The sequence below is a fragment of the Modestobacter sp. SYSU DS0657 genome, assembly GCF_054050925.1.
Genome location: NZ_JBJHAG010000019.1, coordinates 39,893 through 57,778 on the forward strand (window position 1 = coordinate 39,893; position 17,886 = coordinate 57,778).

At 75.4% G+C, this 17,886-nt stretch carries 19 protein-coding genes; 17 read left to right on the top strand and 2 right to left on the bottom strand.

Annotated elements, in window-relative coordinates; translation table 11 throughout:
- The first annotated feature begins 39 nt into the window (after window positions 1–39).
- The 14 genes from ACI79A_RS13235 (at window position 40) to ppk2 (ending at window position 13,480) form a co-directional block, all read left to right on the top strand.
- Window positions 40–1,074, top strand: coding sequence for an aldo/keto reductase (locus ACI79A_RS13235; protein ID WP_457083834.1), 1,035 nt, complete (start codon window positions 40–42; stop codon window positions 1,072–1,074).
- 14 nt (window positions 1,075–1,088) lie between these two features.
- Window positions 1,089–1,490 carry a YchJ family protein gene (locus ACI79A_RS13240; RefSeq protein WP_457083836.1) on the top strand — a complete coding sequence of 134 codons (402 nt, stop codon included), beginning with the start codon at window positions 1,089–1,091 and terminating at the stop codon, window positions 1,488–1,490.
- Window positions 1,491–1,611: 121 nt separating this feature from the next.
- Window positions 1,612–3,225 carry an ABC transporter substrate-binding protein gene (locus ACI79A_RS13245; protein WP_457083837.1) on the top strand — a complete coding sequence of 538 codons (1,614 nt, stop codon included), beginning with the start codon at window positions 1,612–1,614 and terminating at the stop codon, window positions 3,223–3,225.
- On the top strand, window positions 3,222–4,283 hold the full coding sequence (locus tag ACI79A_RS13250) for an ABC transporter permease (protein ID WP_457083839.1): 1,062 nt from the start codon (window positions 3,222–3,224) through the stop codon (window positions 4,281–4,283). The genes ACI79A_RS13245 and ACI79A_RS13250 overlap by 4 nt, the downstream gene beginning before the upstream one ends.
- Window positions 4,276–5,097: an ABC transporter permease gene (locus ACI79A_RS13255; RefSeq protein WP_457083841.1), complete on the top strand. Its 822-nt coding sequence runs from the start codon at window positions 4,276–4,278 to the stop codon at window positions 5,095–5,097. The genes ACI79A_RS13250 and ACI79A_RS13255 overlap by 8 nt, the downstream gene beginning before the upstream one ends.
- Window positions 5,094–6,047, top strand: coding sequence for an ABC transporter ATP-binding protein (locus tag ACI79A_RS13260; RefSeq protein WP_457083843.1), 954 nt, complete (start codon window positions 5,094–5,096; stop codon window positions 6,045–6,047). Before ACI79A_RS13255 ends, ACI79A_RS13260 begins: the two co-directional genes overlap by 4 nt.
- Entirely contained in the window at window positions 6,041–6,739 is a 699-nt protein-coding gene (locus ACI79A_RS13265) for an ABC transporter ATP-binding protein (RefSeq protein WP_457083845.1), read from the top strand. Before ACI79A_RS13260 ends, ACI79A_RS13265 begins: the two co-directional genes overlap by 7 nt.
- Window positions 6,740–6,749: 10 nt before the next feature.
- Window positions 6,750–7,340, top strand: coding sequence for an O-methyltransferase (locus tag ACI79A_RS13270; RefSeq protein WP_457083847.1), 591 nt, complete (start codon window positions 6,750–6,752; stop codon window positions 7,338–7,340).
- A gap of 26 nt (window positions 7,341–7,366) precedes the next feature.
- Complete coding sequence (locus ACI79A_RS13275) at window positions 7,367–8,092, top strand: carbon-nitrogen hydrolase family protein (protein WP_457083849.1); 726 nt, start codon at window positions 7,367–7,369, stop codon at window positions 8,090–8,092.
- 44 nt (window positions 8,093–8,136) lie between these two features.
- Complete coding sequence (locus tag ACI79A_RS13280) at window positions 8,137–9,504, top strand: glucose-6-phosphate dehydrogenase (RefSeq protein ID WP_457083851.1); 1,368 nt, start codon at window positions 8,137–8,139, stop codon at window positions 9,502–9,504.
- A 149-nt stretch (window positions 9,505–9,653) separates the two neighbouring features.
- Window positions 9,654–10,433: a GNAT family N-acetyltransferase gene (locus ACI79A_RS13285; RefSeq protein WP_457083854.1), complete on the top strand. Its 780-nt coding sequence runs from the start codon at window positions 9,654–9,656 to the stop codon at window positions 10,431–10,433.
- Entirely contained in the window at window positions 10,430–11,338 is a 909-nt protein-coding gene (locus ACI79A_RS13290) for a lysophospholipid acyltransferase family protein (protein WP_457083856.1), read from the top strand. Before ACI79A_RS13285 ends, ACI79A_RS13290 begins: the two co-directional genes overlap by 4 nt.
- Window positions 11,328–12,506: a glycosyltransferase gene (locus ACI79A_RS13295; RefSeq protein WP_457083858.1), complete on the top strand. Its 1,179-nt coding sequence runs from the start codon at window positions 11,328–11,330 to the stop codon at window positions 12,504–12,506. Before ACI79A_RS13290 ends, ACI79A_RS13295 begins: the two co-directional genes overlap by 11 nt.
- A 56-nt stretch (window positions 12,507–12,562) precedes the next feature.
- The gene (gene ppk2 / locus ACI79A_RS13300) at window positions 12,563–13,480 is read left to right on the top strand and encodes a polyphosphate kinase 2 (protein ID WP_457083860.1); all 918 of its coding nucleotides are present in this window, start codon (window positions 12,563–12,565) and stop codon (window positions 13,478–13,480) included.
- 78 nt (window positions 13,481–13,558) lie between these two features.
- On the opposite strand, the gene ACI79A_RS13305 is transcribed toward ppk2, so the two are convergent.
- Window positions 13,559–14,353 (bottom strand): DUF2382 domain-containing protein, encoded by a 795-nt coding sequence (locus tag ACI79A_RS13305; RefSeq protein ID WP_457083862.1) that lies wholly within the window; start codon window positions 14,351–14,353, stop codon window positions 13,559–13,561.
- Between the two features lie 272 nt (window positions 14,354–14,625).
- Here ACI79A_RS13305 and ACI79A_RS13310 point away from each other — a divergent pair, with 272 nt between their 5' ends.
- The 3 genes from ACI79A_RS13310 to ACI79A_RS13320 all read left to right on the top strand — a co-directional run bounded on the left by ACI79A_RS13310 (window position 14,626) and on the right by ACI79A_RS13320 (window position 16,857).
- Window positions 14,626–15,444, top strand: coding sequence for a DUF3097 domain-containing protein (locus ACI79A_RS13310; protein WP_457083923.1), 819 nt, complete (start codon window positions 14,626–14,628; stop codon window positions 15,442–15,444).
- A 74-nt stretch (window positions 15,445–15,518) separates the two neighbouring features.
- Window positions 15,519–16,475, top strand: a complete 957-nt coding sequence (locus ACI79A_RS13315) for a hypothetical protein (RefSeq protein ID WP_457083864.1) — start codon at window positions 15,519–15,521, stop codon at window positions 16,473–16,475.
- A gap of 4 nt (window positions 16,476–16,479) precedes the next feature.
- Window positions 16,480–16,857 (top strand): GntR family transcriptional regulator, encoded by a 378-nt coding sequence (locus tag ACI79A_RS13320; protein ID WP_457083866.1) that lies wholly within the window; start codon window positions 16,480–16,482, stop codon window positions 16,855–16,857.
- A gap of 106 nt (window positions 16,858–16,963) precedes the next feature.
- Here ACI79A_RS13320 and ACI79A_RS13325 read toward each other — a convergent pair whose 3' ends face one another.
- Window positions 16,964–17,806, bottom strand: coding sequence for an aldo/keto reductase (locus ACI79A_RS13325; protein ID WP_457083868.1), 843 nt, complete (start codon window positions 17,804–17,806; stop codon window positions 16,964–16,966).
- Window positions 17,807–17,886 lie beyond the last annotated feature (80 nt).

Sequence of the window (17,886 nt, forward strand, 5' to 3'; positions counted from 1 at the left end):
CTGACCACCCGGAGCGCGCCCTGCGGCACACTCTCCGTCGTGCTCACCGAGGACCGGCAGGACTCGTCGTGGCGTCCCGCGCCCGACCGTTACGAGCAGACCCAGTACCGGCGGGCCGGGCGCAGCGGCGTGCTGCTGCCGCCGGTCTCGCTGGGCCTGTGGCAGAACTTCGGCGCCGACCGGCCGCTGGAGACCGCCCGGGCGATCCTGCGACGGGCCTTCGACCTCGGCGTCACGCACATCGACCTGGCCAACAACTACGGCCCGCCCTACGGCGCCGCGGAGACCACCTTCGGCCAGGTGCTGCGCAGCGACCTGGCGCCGTACCGGGACGAGCTCTTCATCGCCACGAAGGCCGGCTACGACATGTGGCCGGGCCCCTACGGCGACGGCGGGTCGCGCAAGTACCTGCTGGCCAGCCTCGACCAGTCGTTGCGCCGCACGGGCCTGGAGTACGTCGACGTCTTCTACCACCACCGCCGCGACCCGGAGACGCCGCTGGTGGAGACGATGGGCGCGCTGGACGCCGCCGTCCGCGCCGGCAAGGCGCTCTACGTGGGCCTGTCCAACTACGACCCGGCCGACCTGCGCGAGGCCGCCGGGATCCTCGCCGACCTGGGTACCCCGGTGCTGCTGCTCCAGCCGCGCTACTCGATGTTCGACCGGCGCCCGGAGGGCGAGCTGCTCGACACCGCCGCCGAGGTCGGCGCGGGGGTGGCGGTGTTCTCCCCGCTCGCGCAGGGCCGGCTCACCGACCGGTACCTCGGCGGCATCCCGGAGGGCTCCCGGGCCACCCGCAGCGCCTACCTCTCCACCGACGACGTCACCGACGACCTGGTCGCCCGTGCCCGGGCACTGGACGCCATCGCCAACGCGCGCGGGCAGAGCCTGGCCCAGCTCGCGCTGCGCTGGGCGGTCCGCGACGAGCGGGTCACCACCGCGCTGATCGGCGCGAGCAGCGTCGCCCAGCTGGAGGCGAACCTCGCCGCCACCGCCGGCCCCGACCTCACCGACGACGAGCTGGCGGCGGTGGAGGAGCACATCGCCGCCGCCGGGTCGACGCTGCAGGTCTGAGCCGGGTCCGGGCCGTGGCACCCCGACGCTGCCCGTGCGGCTCCGGTCTGCCGTACGCCGAGTGCTGCGGCCGGCTGCACGAGGGCCTGCGGCAGGAGGGCACCACCAGCGCGGCGACCGCCGAGCAGCTCATGCGCTCCCGGTACAGCGCCTTCGCCGTCGGCGACCCGGCGTACCTGCTGGCCACCTGGCACTCCAGCACCCGCCCGCGCTCGCTCGAGCTCGACCCAGAGGTCCGCTGGACCGGCCTGGAGGTGCTCCGCACCACCGGTGGTGCGCTGTTCGCCACCGAGGGGACGGTGGAGTTCCGCGCCTCGTACGTCGTCGACGGCGCGGCCGGCAGCCAGCACGAGGCCAGCCGGTTCACCCGGGAGGACGGCGCCTGGCGGTACCTGGACGGCGTCGCCCTGCCCTGAGGGCGCCGCCGGCACTGTTCACCTGCGCGACGTCTGCGGGTTTGTTGCGAACGCCTCGCAACAGCTAGGTTCTTGCGAGCAGTTCGCAGCAAGCCCCGACCATCCGCTGAACGGAGCCCTCGTGCGCTCGCGCGTCCCCCTCGTCCTCCTCGCCGGCGCCATCCTGACCGGGTGCACCGCGCCCGGCGGCGGCGACGCCACGGCGGCCGCCGAGAGCACCGGCCGGCTGGTCCTGGCCGACGCCTACGAGCCCGAGTCGTTCAACCCGGTCGCCGGGCACGGCGAGACCGGGTACTCCCGCGTCTACGACGGCCTGGTCCGCCTGGCCGGCGGCGGGGAGGGCATCCCGGAGCTGGAGCCGGCGCTGGCCACCGAACTGCCGCAGGGCAACGACGACGCCACCGAGTGGACGGTCCCGCTCCGCGAGGGTGTCACCTTCAGCGACGGGACGACGTTCGACGCCGAGGACGTCGTCGCCACCTACCAGGCCGTGCTCGACCCGGCGTCGGCCTCCCCGATCGCCAGCAACTACGCGATGGTGGAGAGCGTCGAAGCGGTCGACCCGCAGACCGTGGTCTTCCGGCTGGCCTACTCCTACGTGCCCTTCCCCTCCAAGCTGCTGCTGGGCATCGCCCCGGCCGAGGCGCTGGCCAGCCCCGGCCCGGCCGAGGAGTCGGAGCTGAACACCGCCCCGGTCGGCACCGGCCCGTTCGTGCTCACCGAGCGGCGCGGCGACCGGACGGTCTTCCAGGCCAACCCCGACCACTGGGACGGTGCCCCCGAGGTCGACGAGCTGGTCGTGGTCTACGTGCCCGACGACAACACCCGCGCCCAGCGGATGGCCTCCGGAGAGTTCGACGGGACGACGCTGCCCCCGCTGCTGGCCGACACCCTCGCCGACGAGGACGACCTCACCGTGGTCGGCCACCCCTCCGCCGACTGGCGCGCGGTGTCGATGCCGGCCGGCAACCCGGTCACCGGCGACCCGGCCGTGCGGCGGGCGCTCAACCTCGCCGTCGACCGCGACGCCATCGTCGAGTCGGTGCTCGGCGGCCACGGCGAGGCGGCATCGACCTTCGTGCCGGCCGTCTTCGGCGAGTACGCCGAGCCCTCGGCGGTGTTCGCGCACGACCCGGACGAGGCCCGGCGGGTGCTGGACGAGGCCGGCTGGGTGCCCGGGCCGGACGGGGTCCGGGTGCGCGACGGGCAGCGGGCGGAGTTCACCGTCATGTACTTCCCGGAGGAGACGCTCCGCCGCGACCTCGCCCAGGCCTTCGCCTCCGACGCCCTCGAGGTCGGCGTGGAGGTCGACCTCGAGGCGGTGGACCGGCCGCAGTTCCGGCCCCGCATCCCGGTCGACGCCTCGCTGCTCGGCGGCGGCGACGTCCCCTACGACCCGGACACCCAGCTGTACAACGCGCTGCACTCCTCCTTCACCGCCGACGGCGTGGGCGGCCCGTTCGACAACCCGGCCGACTACCGCAACCCCACCGTGGACGCCGCACTCGACGAGGCCCGCCGGAGCACCGACGACGCCGTCCGGGTCGACGCCTACCGCGAGGTGCAGCGCCAGCTGGTCGCCGACCCGCCCGCGGTCGTGCTGGTCTTCCTCGAGCACGTCTACGTCATGCGCGACGGCGGCTGGACCGGCACCGAGCCGGTGCTGGAGCCGCACTCCCACGGCGTGAGCTGGGGACCGTGGTGGAACCTGGCCGAGTGGCGGCGCGACGGGTGACCCTGACCGACCTGCCGGCCCCACCGGTCGACGCACCCCCGCCGCCCGCCGCCGCGCCCCGCCCCCGGCAGCCGCGGCGGGCGCGGTGGCGCGCGGCGGGGCGGCTGGCCCGCCGGCGGCTGCTGTTCGTCCTGCCGGTGCTCGCCGTCGTCTCCGGCGGCGTCTTCGCCCTCGCCGCCGCCTCCCCGTTCGACCCGCTGGTCGGCTACCTCGGCGACCGGTACCTGACCGCCAGCGAGGAGGCCCAGGCCCGGATCGCCGAGGAGCTGGGCACCGGCCGGCCCTGGTGGCAGCAGTACGCCGACTGGGTCGGCGGGCTGCTCACCGGAGACCTCGGCACGTCGCGGTCCTTCGGCCAGCCGGTCGGGGAGGTGCTCGCCGAGCGACTGCCCTGGACGCTGCTGCTGGTCACGGTCGCGCTCGGCCTCGCCGTCGTCGCCGCCCTGGTGCTGGGCACGTGGAGCGCGGCCCGGCGCGGCGGCTGGGTCGACCGGGTGGTCACCCCGGTCTGCCTGCTGCTGCAGGCGGTGCCGCCGTTCGTCGTGGCGCTGGGCGCGGTCGCGCTGTTCGCCATCGGCCTGTCCTGGCTGCCGGTCGCCGGCCTGACCGACGCCGGCGCCGAGCTCTCCGTCGGCCAGGTGGCCCGGCACCTGGTGCTGCCCGCCACCGTGCTGGCCGCCTCCCAGCTGCCCTGGCTGCTGCTCAACGTGCGCCAGTCGGTGCTCGCCGCGCTTGCTGACGACGCCGTGGTCGCTGCCCGGGCCCGCGGGCTGGCCGAGCGCACGGTGGTGGTGCGGCACGCCCTGCCGACCGCGCTGCTGCCGTTCGTCACGCTGCTCGGCGCGCGGCTGCCCGAGCTGGTGGTCGGCGCCGTGCTGGTCGAGGAGGTCTTCAGCTGGCCGGGGGTGGCGCAGGCGGTGGTCACCTCCGCCGTCCAGCTGGACTTCCCGCTGCTCGCGGTGCTGACCCTGCTCACGACCGCGGCCGTGCTGCTGGGCTCGCTGCTCGCCGACGCCGCCTACGTGCTGCTCGACCCTCGGGTGGCCGCCGATGGCTGACCGCCGCCTGCTCACCGGGCTGGCCGTGATCGCGCTGCTGGCCGGCTACGCGCTGCTCGTCCCCTGGATCGCCGGCGTCGACGACCGGGTCACCGACTTCGCCGCCGCCCGGCAGGCGCCGTCCTGGGCGCACCTGTTCGGCACCGACTCCGCCGGGCGGGACCTGTTCGTCCGCACCGCGGCCGGGCTGCGGATCTCGCTGCTCATCGCCGTCGTCTGCGCGGTGCTGTCGGTGCTGATCGGAGCCCTGGTCGGCGCGCTCTCCGCCGCCGCCGGGGGCTGGGTCGACCGGGTGGCCATGCGGGTGGTCGACGCGGTCAACGCCGTGCCGCACCTGCTGCTGGGCATCGTGCTGGTGGCGCTGTTCCGGGGCAGCCTGGTGGCGATCATCGCCTCGATCGCGCTCACCCACTGGACCCAGGTGGCCCGGATCGTCCGCGCGGAGGTGCTGTCGCTGCGCGACCGGGAGCACGTGGACGCCGCGCTGCTGGGTGGCGCGACCCGCTGGCGGGTGGTGCAGCGGCACCTGCTGCCCGCAGCAGCCCCCCAGGCGCTGGTCGCCGCCGTGCTGCTGCTGCCGCACGCCGTGTGGCACGAGTCGACGCTGAGCTTCCTCGGGCTGGGCCTGCCCCCGCACGCGGCCAGCCTGGGCACCCTGCTCCAGGAGGCCCGCAGCTCGCTGCTGCTCGGCGGCTGGTGGACGCTGGTGTTCCCCGCGCTCGGCCTGGTGCTCGCCACCCTCGCCGTCGCCGCCGTGGGGTCGGCGCTGCGCGACCGCACCGCGCTGCCCGAGCGCGCCGGAGCCCGGCTGTGACCGCGCCGGCGCTCGCCGTCTCCGGGCTCACCGTCCGGTTCCGGACGGGCCGCCGGACCGTGGTGCACGCGGCCACCGACGTCTCCTTCGACCTCGCCCCCGGCCGGGTGCTGGCCCTGGTCGGCGAGAGCGGCTGCGGCAAGTCGGTGCTGGCCGCGGCGCTGCTGCGGCTGCTGCCGCCCGGCACGGAGGTCCGCGGCGCGGCGGTGCTGGCCGAGGAGGTCGACGTGCTCAGCGCCCCGGGGCGGGTGCTGCGCCGCAGCATCAGGGGACGCCGGGTGGCGCTCGTGCCGCAGAGCGCGGCGACAGCGCTCACCCCGGTGCGCACCGTGCGGTCGCAGCTGGAGGAGACCGTCGCCGAGCTGACCCCGGACGCCGACCGGGCGCTGCGCGCCGACGCGCTGGCCACCCGGGTCGGGCTCGACCCCGCCGACCTGGACCGGTACCCGCACGAGCTGTCCGGCGGCATGGCGCAGCGGGTGGTCGTGGCGCTCGCGCTGGTCGGCGACCCCGACGTGGTGCTGGCCGACGAGCCGACCGCCGGGCTGGACCGGCCGCTGGTCGACCGCACGCTGCGGCTGCTCCGGTCGGTGGCCGACCGGGGCACCGCCGTCCTGCTCATCACCCACGACCTCGGCGCGCTGCAGCGCTCCCCGGAGCTGGTGGACGACGTCGCCGTCATGTACGCCGGCCGGCTGGTCGAGACCGGCCCGGCCGCGGCGGTGCTCGGCGACCCGGCGCACGACTACACCCGGGCGCTGCTGGGCGCGCTGCCCGCCGGCGGTCTGGTCCCGATCCCCGGCACCGCACCGACGCTCACCGACCTGCCGCCCGGCTGCGCCTGGCACGCCCGCCGGCCGGACAGCGGGGCCTGCGACGGCGGCGACCAGGTGCACGTGTCCGGTGCGCGCACCAGCCGCTGCCGGCCCCCGGCGGGTGTCCGGTGCTGACCCTCACCGGCGTCACCGCCGGCTACGGACCGGACCACCCGGTGCTGCGCGGCGTCGACCTGCACGTGGCCCGCGGTGAGGTGGTCGGGCTGGCCGGGGCCAGCGGCACCGGGAAGACGACGCTGGCCCGGGTCGCCGCGCTGCTGCTCACGCCGCAGCAGGGCACCGTCGCCGTCGACGGGGTCGTGGCCGGCGGCGTCCGGTACGCCCGGCCGCCCGAGCTGCGCACCGCCGTCGGCATGGTGTTCCAGTCACCGCGCCGGTCGGTGGACGCCCGACTGCGGCTGCGCGACGTGATCGCCGAGCCGCTGCGGCTGCGCGGCCTGCCCACCGCCGGCCGGCGCGGCGCGCCGGCCCGGGAGGCACGCACCGCGGAGCTGGCCGAGCGGGTGGGGCTGACGGCCGACCTGCTGGCGCGCCGGCCGCACGAGGTCAGCGACGGGCAGCTGCAGCGGGCCTGCCTAGCCCGGGCCCTCGCCGCGCAGCCGCGCTACCTGGTGTGCGACGAGATGACCGCGATGCTCGACGCGTCGACGGCGGCCGCGCTGGTCGGCGTCGTCCGGGAGGAGGTGGCCGCCGGGCGGCTGGGCGTGCTGGCGATCAGCCACGACCAGGACCTGCTGGCCGTCTGGGCCGACCGCGTCGTCGCCCTGGGCAGGGGCGCCGTGACCGGCGTGACGGCGACCGGCTAGGACGGTCGTCATGACCGAGGAGTTCGACGACGTCGTCCGCGCGCTGCACGAGGAGGGCGCCCGCCTCGACGCCGACCGGGCGAACCCCGCGAAGCGACCGCGCAACCTCAGCCCGGACGCGGCGGCGCTGCTGGCGGTGGTCGTCCAGGCGATGGGCGCCGGGCGGGTGCTGGAGATCGGCACCTCCAACGGCTTCTCCACGCTGTGGCTCGCCCGCGCGGTGCAGGAGCACGACGGCACGGTCCTCTCCGTGGACGTCGATGCCGACGGACAGCAGGCGGCCGCCGCCAACCTGGCCCGGGTCGGCCTGGCGGAGCACGTCGAGCTCCGCTGCGCCGACGGCGGCGACGTGCTGCGCCAGCTGCCCGACGGCGGCCAGGACGTGGTGTTCCTGGACGCCGAACGCTCGCGGTACGCGGACTGGTGGCCCCACCCGGTGCGGGTGCTGCGCGCCGGTGGCCTGCTCGCCATCGACAACGTGCTCTCCCACCCCGACCAGGTCGCCGACGTCCGTGGCCGGATCGAGGCCGACCCACGACTCACCTCGACCGTCGCCCCGGTCGGCAAGGGCCTGCTGCTGGCGGTCCGCCGGGCCCGGTGACCAGGTCGGGCTGGCACGATCCCCCTGTGCTGCTCGCCCTCGCCCAGATCGCCAGCCGCCCCGGGGACGTCGCCGCGAACCTCGTCGCGCACGAGCACCGGATCGCCGAGGCCGGGGCAGCCGGTGCGCAGCTGGTGGTCTTCCCCGAGCTGTCGCTGACCGGCTACGAGCTGGACCTCGTCGCCGACCGGGCCGACCTCTGGTTCACCCCCGACGACGCCCGGCTGGCGCCGCTGCGTGCCGCCTGCGCCCGGGCCGGGCTGACCGCGGTGGTCGGCGCACCCCTGCGGGAGGACGGCGCGCGGTTGCTCGGCGCCCTGGTCATCGCCCCGGGCGGGCCGGTCACCGGCTACGGCAAGCGCCGGCTGTTCGGACCGGAGCAGGCGGTCTTCCAGCCCGGCCGGCAGCCGGTCGTGCTGGAGGTGGCGCACCGGCGGCTGGCGCTCGGGATCTGCGCCGACCTCGGCGACCCCGGGCAGGCCCGCGAGGCAGGGACGACGGCGGACGCGTGGGTGCTGGGCGTCCTGGCCTCGACGGACGGCTGGGCCACCGACGCCGCTCGCGCCGGCGCGGCCGCCACCCGGTACGGGATCACCGTCGCGTTCGCCAACCACGCCCGGCCCAGCGGCGCCTACGACGCCGACGGCGACAGCGGGGTCTGGACGGCCGACGGGGCGGTGCGCACCGCCGGCCCCGGGGAGCAGCTCCTCCTCACCACCGTCCCCGCCCGGCTCGACGCGGTCACCGGGTAGGACCGCGGGGGTTCAGGACGCCGCCCGGTGGGCAGGTCGCCTGCATGCGTGTGACCTTCGTGGTGCTGGGCGGCCGGGGCGACCTGACCGGCCGGCTGCTCCTGCCCGGGCTGGCCGAGCTGTTCGACGCCGCCGACGGCGAGGGCTTCGACGGCGAGATCGACCTGCTCGCGGTCGGCCGGGCCGAGTGGTCCGACGACGAGTACCGCGGCTGGGCCCGGGAACGGCTGGCCGAGCACGCCGGGCACGTGCCGGAGGAGACCCGGGACCGGCTGGTCGCCCGGCTGGGGTACCAGCAGGGCGACGTCACCGAGCCCGCCGACCTGCGCAGGGCGCTGGACCGGGCCGAGGGCCGCCCGGTCGTGTACCTGGCCCTGCCCAACACCGTCTTCCTCCCCACCCTGCAGGCGCTCACCGAGGTCGACCTGCCCGAGGGCACCTCCATCGGCGTCGAGAAGCCCTTCGGCCGGGACCAGGCCGACGCCCGCGAGCTGAACGCCGTGCTGCACGGGCTGGTGCCCGAGGACCGCGTCTTCCGCACCGACCACTTCCTGGCGATGCAGACGGTGCTGAACATCCTGGGCCTGCGCTTCGCCAACCGGCTGTTCGAGCCGGTCTGGAACGCCGGGCACGTCGAGCGCGTCGAGATCGTCTTCGACGAGACGCTGGGCCTGGAAGGGCGGGCGGGCTACTACGACACCGCCGGCGCGCTGCGGGACATGCTGCAGAACCACCTGCTGCAGCAGCTGGCGCTGATCGCGATGGAGCCGCCGCTGGCGGTCGACGGCCCCAGCCTGTCCGCCCGCAAGGCCGACGTGCTGCGCGCGGTGCGCCCCCCGGCCGACATGGCCCGGGACACCGTGCGGGCCCGCTACACCGCCGGCACCGTCGAGGGCCGCGCGCTCCCCGACTACACCAGCGAGGACGGGGTCGACCCCGCGCGGGAGACCGAGACCTACGCCGAGTACACGGTCACCATCGACAACTGGCGGTGGGCCGGGGTGCCGTTCCGGCTGCGCACCGGCAAGGCGCTGGGCGAGGGCCGGCAGGAGATCGCGGTCTGGTTCAAGCCGGTGCCGCACCTGGCCTTCGCGCACGAGCAGCCGCAGCCCGACGTGCTGCGGATGCGCTTCGACCCCGACCACATCACCGTGGAGATCAACCTCAACGGCGCCGACGACCCGTTCGACCTGGAGCGCCACGCCCTGGACATCGGGCTGTCACCGAACCCGCTGTCGGCCTACGGCCTGCTGCTCCGGGAGATGGCCGCCGGCGACGCGACGCTGTCCATCAGCGACGTGGAGGCCGAGGAGTCCTGGCGGATCGTCGAGCCGATCCTCGCCGCGTGGGCCGCCGGCGAGGTACCGCTGCGGGAGTACCCCGCCGGGTCGGCGGGGCCCGCCCGGAGCTGATGCGTCCCCCGGCCGGGTGACTCCCCGGCCGGGATTCGCCGTCCCGACGGGGACGCGCCAGTCCGCGGCCACTCGACGGACACCTCGCCCGCTGAACCTGGCGGCGTCCGGGCCCCGCCCAGGGGCCTCCCGGCACCCGAGGTGTCCCCGTGACCCCCACCCCGACCACGCTCCCCCCACTCCCCGCGCTCCGGTCCACGACCACCACCTACACGACCGCGCTGGCCACCGACGCCGCCGACCTCGTCGCCGTCCAGCGCCTGCGGCACGAGGTGTTCGCCGTGGAAGGCGGCGCCCAGCTGGGCCCGGCGGGCGCCGCCACCGGCCGGGACGTCGACGAGTGGGACGAGCTCTGCGACCACCTGCTGGTCCGCGACGAGCGGACCGGCGAGGTGGCCGGCACCTACCGGCTGCTGCCGCCCGAGAGCGCCGCCGCCGCGGGCCGCAGCTACTCCGCCGGCGAGTTCGACCTCGACCGGCACGCCGCGCTGCGCCCCGGACTGGTCGAGGCCGGCCGCAGTTGCGTGCACCCCGCCCACCGCAGCGGTGCCGTGATCACCCGGCTGTGGGCCGGCGTCGCCCGGTACGTGCTCGACCGGGGCGCGACCCACCTGGCGGGCTGCGCCTCCGTGTCGCTGTCCGACGGCGGCGCGACCGCCGCCGGGGTGTGGGACCTGGTCCGCGACCGGCACCTGGCCCCCGCCTCCCTGCGGGTCGTGCCGCACCTGCCCTTCGACGTCGAGTCCCCGCCCCGGCCGGCCCGACTGGTGGTCCCGCCGCTGCTGCGCGCCTACCTGAAGCTGGGCGCGCGGGTCTGCGGGCGGCCGGCCTGGGACCCCGCCTTCGGCACGGCGGACTTCTACGTGCTGCTCGACCTCGCCGACGTCCCCCGCCCGGTGCTCGACCGCCTCACCGGAGGTGCCCGGTGAGCGTCTGGCTGCCGGTCAGCACCTGCACGTCGGCCTGCGCCGGTGACCCGGCCGCCACCGTGGACCCGGCCACCCGGCGCCGCCGCTGGCTGCGGCTGGCCGGCGCGCTCGCCGGCGCGGGGGCGGCGTCGCTGCGCGCGCCGGCGGCCAGCGCCCGCGGCCGCCGCCGCATCCTCGTCTGCGCCGCGGCCCGGGTGCTGACCGCGGTCGGGGTGCGCGTCGAGGTGCACCCCTCCCCGGCCGGCTGGCCCCGCACCGGTCCCGGGCACGGCCCCGGGCACCTGGTGGTCAGCAACCACGTGTCCTGGGTCGACGACCTGGCGATGCTCACCGTCGTCCCCGGTCTGCCGGTGGCCAAGCGGGAGGTGGGCGAGTGGCCGCTCGTGGGTGGGCTGGCCCGCCGGGCCGGCCTGGTGCTGCTCGACCGCGCCCGGATCCGCACCCTGCCGGGCGCCGTGGCGCAGGCCGCATCGACGCTGCGCGCCGGCACGACGGTCACGGTCCACCCGGAGGGGACGACGTCCTGCGGGGTGGAGCTGGAGCGGTTCCGCCCCGCCTTCTTCCAGGCCGCGGTCGACGCCGCCGCCCCGGTGTGCCCGGTCGCCGTCCGGTACCGGCTGGCCGGCGGGGAGGCCACCGCGCTCGCCGGCTACCTGGCCGACGAGCCGCTGTGGCGCAGCGTGGCGCGGGTGGTCGCCGCGCGGGGCCTGGTCGTGGAGGTCCACCTGCTGCCGGCGCTGGACCCGGCGGGGGCGAGCCGCCGGGAGCTCGCCGCGCTGGCGGAGTACGCGGTCGCCGCGGTCACCGAGTCGCGCGCACCGGTCGTCGCCGCGCACCCGCGCCGGCTGCGGGCCCCCGTCCGGCGGGTCGTGCCGGCACCCCGGGAAGCCTCCCGTGCTGCGTGAGGCGGTGCCCGCCGACCCGGCCACCGTGGCCGTGCCCGGCGCGCCGGGGATGCGCGTCCTGGTGGTCGCGGAGACCTTCCTCCCGGCCGTCAACGGGGTGGTGAACTCCGTCCTGCGGCTGGTCGACCACCTCGCCGTGCGGGGGCACGACCCGGTGGTGCTGGCGCCGTCGGGGGCCGACTACGAGTCCCGCTGCGGCGCCCGGGTGCAGGTGGTCACCGTGCCGGCGATGCGCCTGCCGAGGTACCGGCAGCTGCAGCTGGCCCGCCCCACCGGCGACCTCACCCCGGTCCTGCGGCGGCTGGCGCCGGACGTCGTCCACCTCGCGTCCCCTGCCGTGCTCGGCCTGGCCGCGGCCCGGGCCGCCCGCAGCCTGGGTGTGCCGTCCGTGGCGGTGTTCCAGACCGATCTCGCCGCCTTCGCCCAGCGCTACCGACTGCCGGGCGGACCGGCCGCCGCCTGGCGCTTCCTGCGCACCGTGCACGGCACCGCCGACCTGACGCTCGCCCCCTCCTCGCCGACGGCGGCCGAGCTGCGACGGCACGGGATCGGCCCGGTGGCGCTCTGGCCGCGAGGGGTGGACCTGGAGCAGTTCTGCCCGACCCGGCGCGACCCCGCGCTGCGCGCCGAGCTGGCGCCCGGCGGCGAGCTGCTGGTGGGCGTGGTCGCCCGCCTGGCACTGGAGAAGCGGCTGGACCTGCTCGGCCCGGTCAGCGAGCTGCCCGGGGTGCGGCTGGTCGTGGTCGGCGACGGTCCGCAGCGGCGGGCGCTGACCAGGGCGATGCCGCGGGCCCGGTTCCTCGGCCAGCTGGGCGGGGCGGACCTCGGCGCCGTCGTCGCCTCCCTGGACCTGTTCGTGCACCCCGGGGCGGACGAGACGTTCTGCCAGGCGGTGCAGGAGGCGCTGGCCGCGGGGGTGCCCGCGGTCGTCGCCGCGTCCGGCGGGCCGCTGGACCTGGTGCGGCACCGGGAGAACGGCTGGCTGTGGGCCGGCGACGACCCGCAGGTGCTGGCCGCGATCGTCGCCGGGTTGCGGGACGACCCGGCAGCGCTCGCGGCGGCCGCCGTCCGGGCGCGGCCCTCGGTGGAGGGCCGCACCTGGGGCCGGGTCGGCGACGTTCTCATCGAGCACCTGCGGCAGGTCCGGGCCGCCGCGCTGTGCCGGTGAACGAGACCGACCGTTCCACGTGGAACCACCGGGGCCGTTCGGGTGAGGATCGGGACATGGACATCCGACCAGCACCCTCGTCCGTGCTCGACCTGTCGCAGTGGCGGCTCAACGCCCTCCCCGACACCAACAGCGACGAGGACTGGGACGACGACCGCGAGCTCTTCGACCCCGAGGGCAACCGGGTCGACTCCTGGCGCGAGGGCTTCCCGTACGACGAGCGGCTGCAGCGCCGCGAGTACGAGATCCGCAAGCGCCTGCTGCAGATCGAGCTGCTGAAGCTGCAGGGCTGGGTGAAGGACACCGGCCAGAAGATGGTCATCGTGTTCGAGGGCCGGGACGCCGCCGGCAAGGGCGGCACGATCAAGCGGTTCACCGAGCACCTGAACCCGCGGGGCGCCCGGGTGGTGGCGCTGGACAAGCCGTCCGAGCGCGAGCAGTCGCAGTGGTACTTCCAGCGCTACGTGCAGCACCTGCCCGCCGCCGGGGAGATCGTGCTGTTCGACCGGTCCTGGTACAACCGGGCCGGCGTCGAGCGGGTGATGGGCTACTGCACGCCCGAGGAGTACCGGCTGTTCATGCGCCAGGCCCCGGAGTTCGAGCGGATGCTCGTCGAGTCCGGCATCCACCTGGTCAAGTTCTGGTTCTCGGTGACCCGTGGCGAGCAGCGGAGCCGGTTCATCGTCCGGCAGATCGACCCGGTGCGGCAGTGGAAGCTCTCCCCCACCGACCTCGCCTCGCTGGACCGGTGGGACGCCTACACCGAGGCGAAGGAGGCGATGTTCCTGCACACCGACACCGAGCACGCGCCGTGGACGGTGGTCAAGAGCAACGACAAGAAGCGCGCCCGACTCGGTGCGATGCAGCACGTGCTGCACCGCTTCGACTACACCGACAAGGACGTCGAGGTCGTCGGGGCCCCCGACCCGCTAATCGTCGGCGCGGCCGCCGACGAGCTGCCCGCAACTAGCTGACCCGGACCGCCGCCCCCCCGGACGACACAGCGCCCGCCCCGAACGGCCGGGGCGGGCGCTGTGCTGGCTCAGGGTGGATCAGCGGCGGGTGGTGTCCCCGCCGTCGGTGTCGATCTGCTCCTTGCGCACCTCGTCGCTCACCTGCTGCTGCTCGGTGACCGTCTCGGTGTCCAGGCGCACGCGCTCGACCGGCACGGCCTCCTTCTCCACGACCGGACGCTCGGCGTGCAGCGTCACCTCGTGCTCCTCCTCGGAGATGGCCGGGCCGTCGGTGGCCTTGCCGCGGTTGGCGTCGGTGATCGGCTCGCGCTCGACCCGGACCTCCTCGTGCGACACGGGGACGGTCTCGGTCACGTTCTCGGTGACCACGTACTTGCGGAGTCGGGCGCGGCCGCTCTCCTCCCGCCGGGTGCCGACGTTGAGGCGCTCCTCCGAGCGCGTCATGGCGTCGTCGGTGGTCGGGCCGGAGGTGTCGTGGCCGACGGTCCCGTGCCGGTTGGCGTCCGCGGTGCCCGCGGTACCGGCCGTCTCCGTACGGGTGGTGTCGGTGGTGGTCGTGCCGCGGCCGGTGCCGTAGTACCGGTAGAGCTCCTGCTCCTCCTCGGGGGAGAGGTGCCCGTCGGTGTCGATCTTCGGCGCGTCCTTGACCTGGGACTTGCTCACCGGGACGCGGACGCCGTCACCGGTCAGGTCCGCGTCCGCGATCGGGACGAAGGACTCCTTGGTGCCGAAGAGGCCGGTCTTCACGGTGACCCACTCCGGCTGGCCGGACTGGTCGTCGAGGTACACCTCGGAAGCGGTGCCGATCTTGTCGCCGTCGGCGTCGTAGACGTCTGCGCCGATCACGCGGTCGAGGGTGTCGGTGCCGATCATGGTTCCGTTCTCCTCAAGTTCGGGGACGTGTCGTCGCACAGGGATCTGCCCACGCACCCGGCACAGAAACGGTCGCTCCATGATCGACACGCACGAGCGCGGGGACGGCCCGGCCCGAACGCCACCGACCACACCGTCGTCTCCGCAGGTCAGGGAGGTGCACTACGGAGTGGGCCGCGGTTCCGGGGCGGGTGGACGACACGCCCGGGCATCGGGTACTCGTACAGCGACCGGGCGTGTCGTCCACCCGACCCGGCGGTGCGGCGCACAGCATGGAGGGCGTGCCTCCTCGTTCGCCGTACGACAACCTCGTCCACCCGCGCACCCAGAAGAAGCCCTCCCCGCAGGTCGAGGCGCTGAAGGACGTCGTCGTCGAGGACCCCAGCAGCGGGTTCGTCGGCGCCGTCGTCCGGTGCGAGAAGGATGTCGTCCACCTCGAGGACCGGTTCGGAAAGGTCCGCGCCTACCCGCTCGGGCCCGGCTTCTGGGTCGACGGCCGGCCGGTCGTGCTGGTGCGGCCGAAGCAGAACGCACCCTCGGGCCCGCAGCGCAGCGCCTCCGGCTCGACCTACGTCGTCGGCGCCCGCGCCCGGGTCGCCCGCGAGGGGCGGATCTACGTCGAGGGCAAGCACGACGCCGAGCTGGTGGAGAAGGTCTGGGGCCACGACCTGCGGATCGAGGGCGTCGTCGTCGAGCCGCTGCACGGCGTCGACGACCTGCCGGGCATCGTGAAGGAGTTCCGCCCGTCGTCGGGACGGCGGCTGGGCGTGCTCGTCGACCACCTGGTCACCGGGTCCAAGGAGTCCCGGATCGCGGCGCAGATCACCGGCGACCACGCACTCGTCGTCGGCCACCCGTTCATCGACATCTGGCAGGCGGTCAAGCCCTCCGTCGTCGGGATCAAGGCCTGGCCGACGGTGCCCCGGGGCGAGGACTGGAAGACCGGCGTCTGCAAGCGGCTGGGCTGGGAGGACGACACCGGCTACGTGTGGGCGCAGCGCATCCTGGCCCGGGTGAAGGTCTGGACCGACCTGGAGCCGACGCTCATCGGCCGGGTCGAGGAGCTCATCGACTTCGTCACCACCGACTGAGCACGGCGCCGCCCCGGCGCTTGCGCGGCAGCCGCTGCCGAGTCATTGTGTCAATACCTTGACTCAATGACTCAGTGGAGGACGCCGTGCCGGTGGTGCCGCTGCTGCTCGTGCTCGTGCTGGCCGGGGCGGTGACGCTCGTCGCGGGCGTCGTCCGTCCGTCGCCACCCAGCCGAGAGGCCTCGGTGGCGGCCGCCCGTCGACACGCCCGTCTCGCCGCGGCGGCCGCCCTGACCCTGGGAGCCGGCGCTGCGCTGCTGCTCGCGGTCCTCGGGGTCGGGGGCGCTCCACCCGGGAGCCCGGGGGTCACCGCGCTGCTGGTGCCGATCGTCTTCGCGGTGGTGCACACCGTCGTCCTCGCCGTGGGGGAACTCACCTGGCCCCGGCCGCAGGGCGAGGTGCGCCGGGCTCGGCTGGTGCGCCGGGGTCTGCTCGATGCCGCCCCTGGCTGGCTGGTCCGGGCGGCGGCCGTCGCGACCGTTCTCACCGCCGGGGTGCTCGGTCTGGGCGCGCTGCTGGCGGACGAGACCGGCCGGCGGGTCGTCCACGCGTCGACGGCCGACGGCACGTCCTGGCCGGCGGCCGACCCCATCCTCGGCCTGCCGGGCAGCTCCGGCGTGGTCACCCACGCGTCGACGGCCGACGGCATGTCCTGGTCGACGGCCAGCCCCTTCCCCGGCCTGTTCTACGGCCGGCCCGCCGCGATCGGCCTGGTCGTGCTCGCCGTCGTCACGTTCGCCGCGCTGTGGGTCGTCGCGAGCCGGCCGGCGGTGGCCACCGAGGACGAGCGGATCGAGGCGGCCCTCCGCCGGGCCTCGGCCCATCGGGTGCTCAGGACGACCGTCGGCGGCGGTCTGGTGGTGGCCGGTGGGTTGATGGCCGTCGGCGGGATGGCGATGGCCAACGTCGGCCTGCTGCCGGTGTCCGGCCTCTCGGGCTCCCTGCCGGGGGTGCTGACCGCGCTCGCCGGCCTGGTCGTCGCCTGCGTGCGGGCCCCGGGCATCCCGGCCGACGAGCCGGCGGGCGTCTGAGTCCGTGGCCGTGGACATCGCGGTCGACGTCGGCAGCCCGACGCCGCCGTACGAGCAGATCCGGGCTCAGGTCGCCGGGTACGTGCACGCGGGGGTCCTCGGACCCGGCGACCGGCTGCCCACGATCCGGGCGCTGGCCGCCGACCTGGGAGTGGCGGCCGGGACGGTGGCGCGGGCCTACACGGAACTGGAGGAGGCCGGACTGGTGGTCAGCCGGCGACGGGTCGGCACCGTGGTCACCGGCGGCCGGGCGGCGCCCGATCCGGCGGAGGAACGGGTCCGCACCGCCGCCGGCGCCCTCGTCCGGGAGGCGCGGGCGATCGGGATGGACGGCGAGACGATCCTCGCGATCGTCCGAGCTGCGCTGAGCACTGTGCGCTGAGGCCCGCCTCCCCGCCGGAACGGGCCTGCAGCGCACAGTGCCCGGAGACGACGCCGGCCGCCGTCCCGGAAGAGGACGGCGGCCGGACGCGGGGAGCTCTCCGAGCTCAGCCCGGGATGTAGTTGAACTCGTCGGGGTTCGGGCCGTTGCGGCCGTCGGCGCGGTCCAGGCCGTCGATCTCGCGCATGTCGTCGTCGGTGAGCTCGAAGTCGAACAGGTCGAAGTTCTGCTCGACCCGGCTGCGGGTGACCGACTTCGGGAAGACGATGTCGCCCCGCTGGATGTGCCAGCGCAGCGTCGCCTGCGCCGGGCTCTTGCCGTACCGCTCACCGATCCGGATGAGGGTCGGGTCGTCGAGCACCTTGCCCTGCGCGATCGGGGCCCAGGCCTCGGTGCGGATCTCGTGGTCGGCGTTGAACGCCCGCAGGTCGTTCTGCGCGAAGTACGGGTGCACCTCGATCTGGTTCACCACCGGGCGGATCTCGGTCTCGGAGAAGAGCCGGCGCAGGTGGTGGGCGTTGAAGTTGGAGACGCCGATGGCCTTGACCCGGCCGGACCGGTAGATCTCCTCCATCGCCTTCCAGGTCTCGACGTAGTCGACGTCGATGCCCGGCAGCGGCCAGTGGATGAGGAACAGGTCCAGGTAGTCGAACCCCAGCGCCTCCATGGTGCCGTCGAACGCCTTCAGCGCGGCGTCGCGGGCGTGGAAGCCGTTGTTCAGCTTGGAGGTCACGAAGACCTCCTCGCGCGGGACGCCGGACTGGCGGACGGCCTCGCCGACCTCGGCCTCGTTGCCGTACATCTCGGCGGTGTCGATGTGCCGGTAGCCGACCTCGAGGGCGGTGCGGGTGGCCTCGACGGTGTCCTCGGGCTTGATCTGGAAGACGCCGAAGCCCAGCTGCGGGATCTCGACGCCGTTGTTCAGGGGGATGGTGGGCACGGTGGCCATGCGGGGTCCTCCTCGATGGGGTGCGGTGAGCTGGCGGCGCACGGCGGAGCGCCACGCTGCCGGCCTGCCTGCGCGCCTAC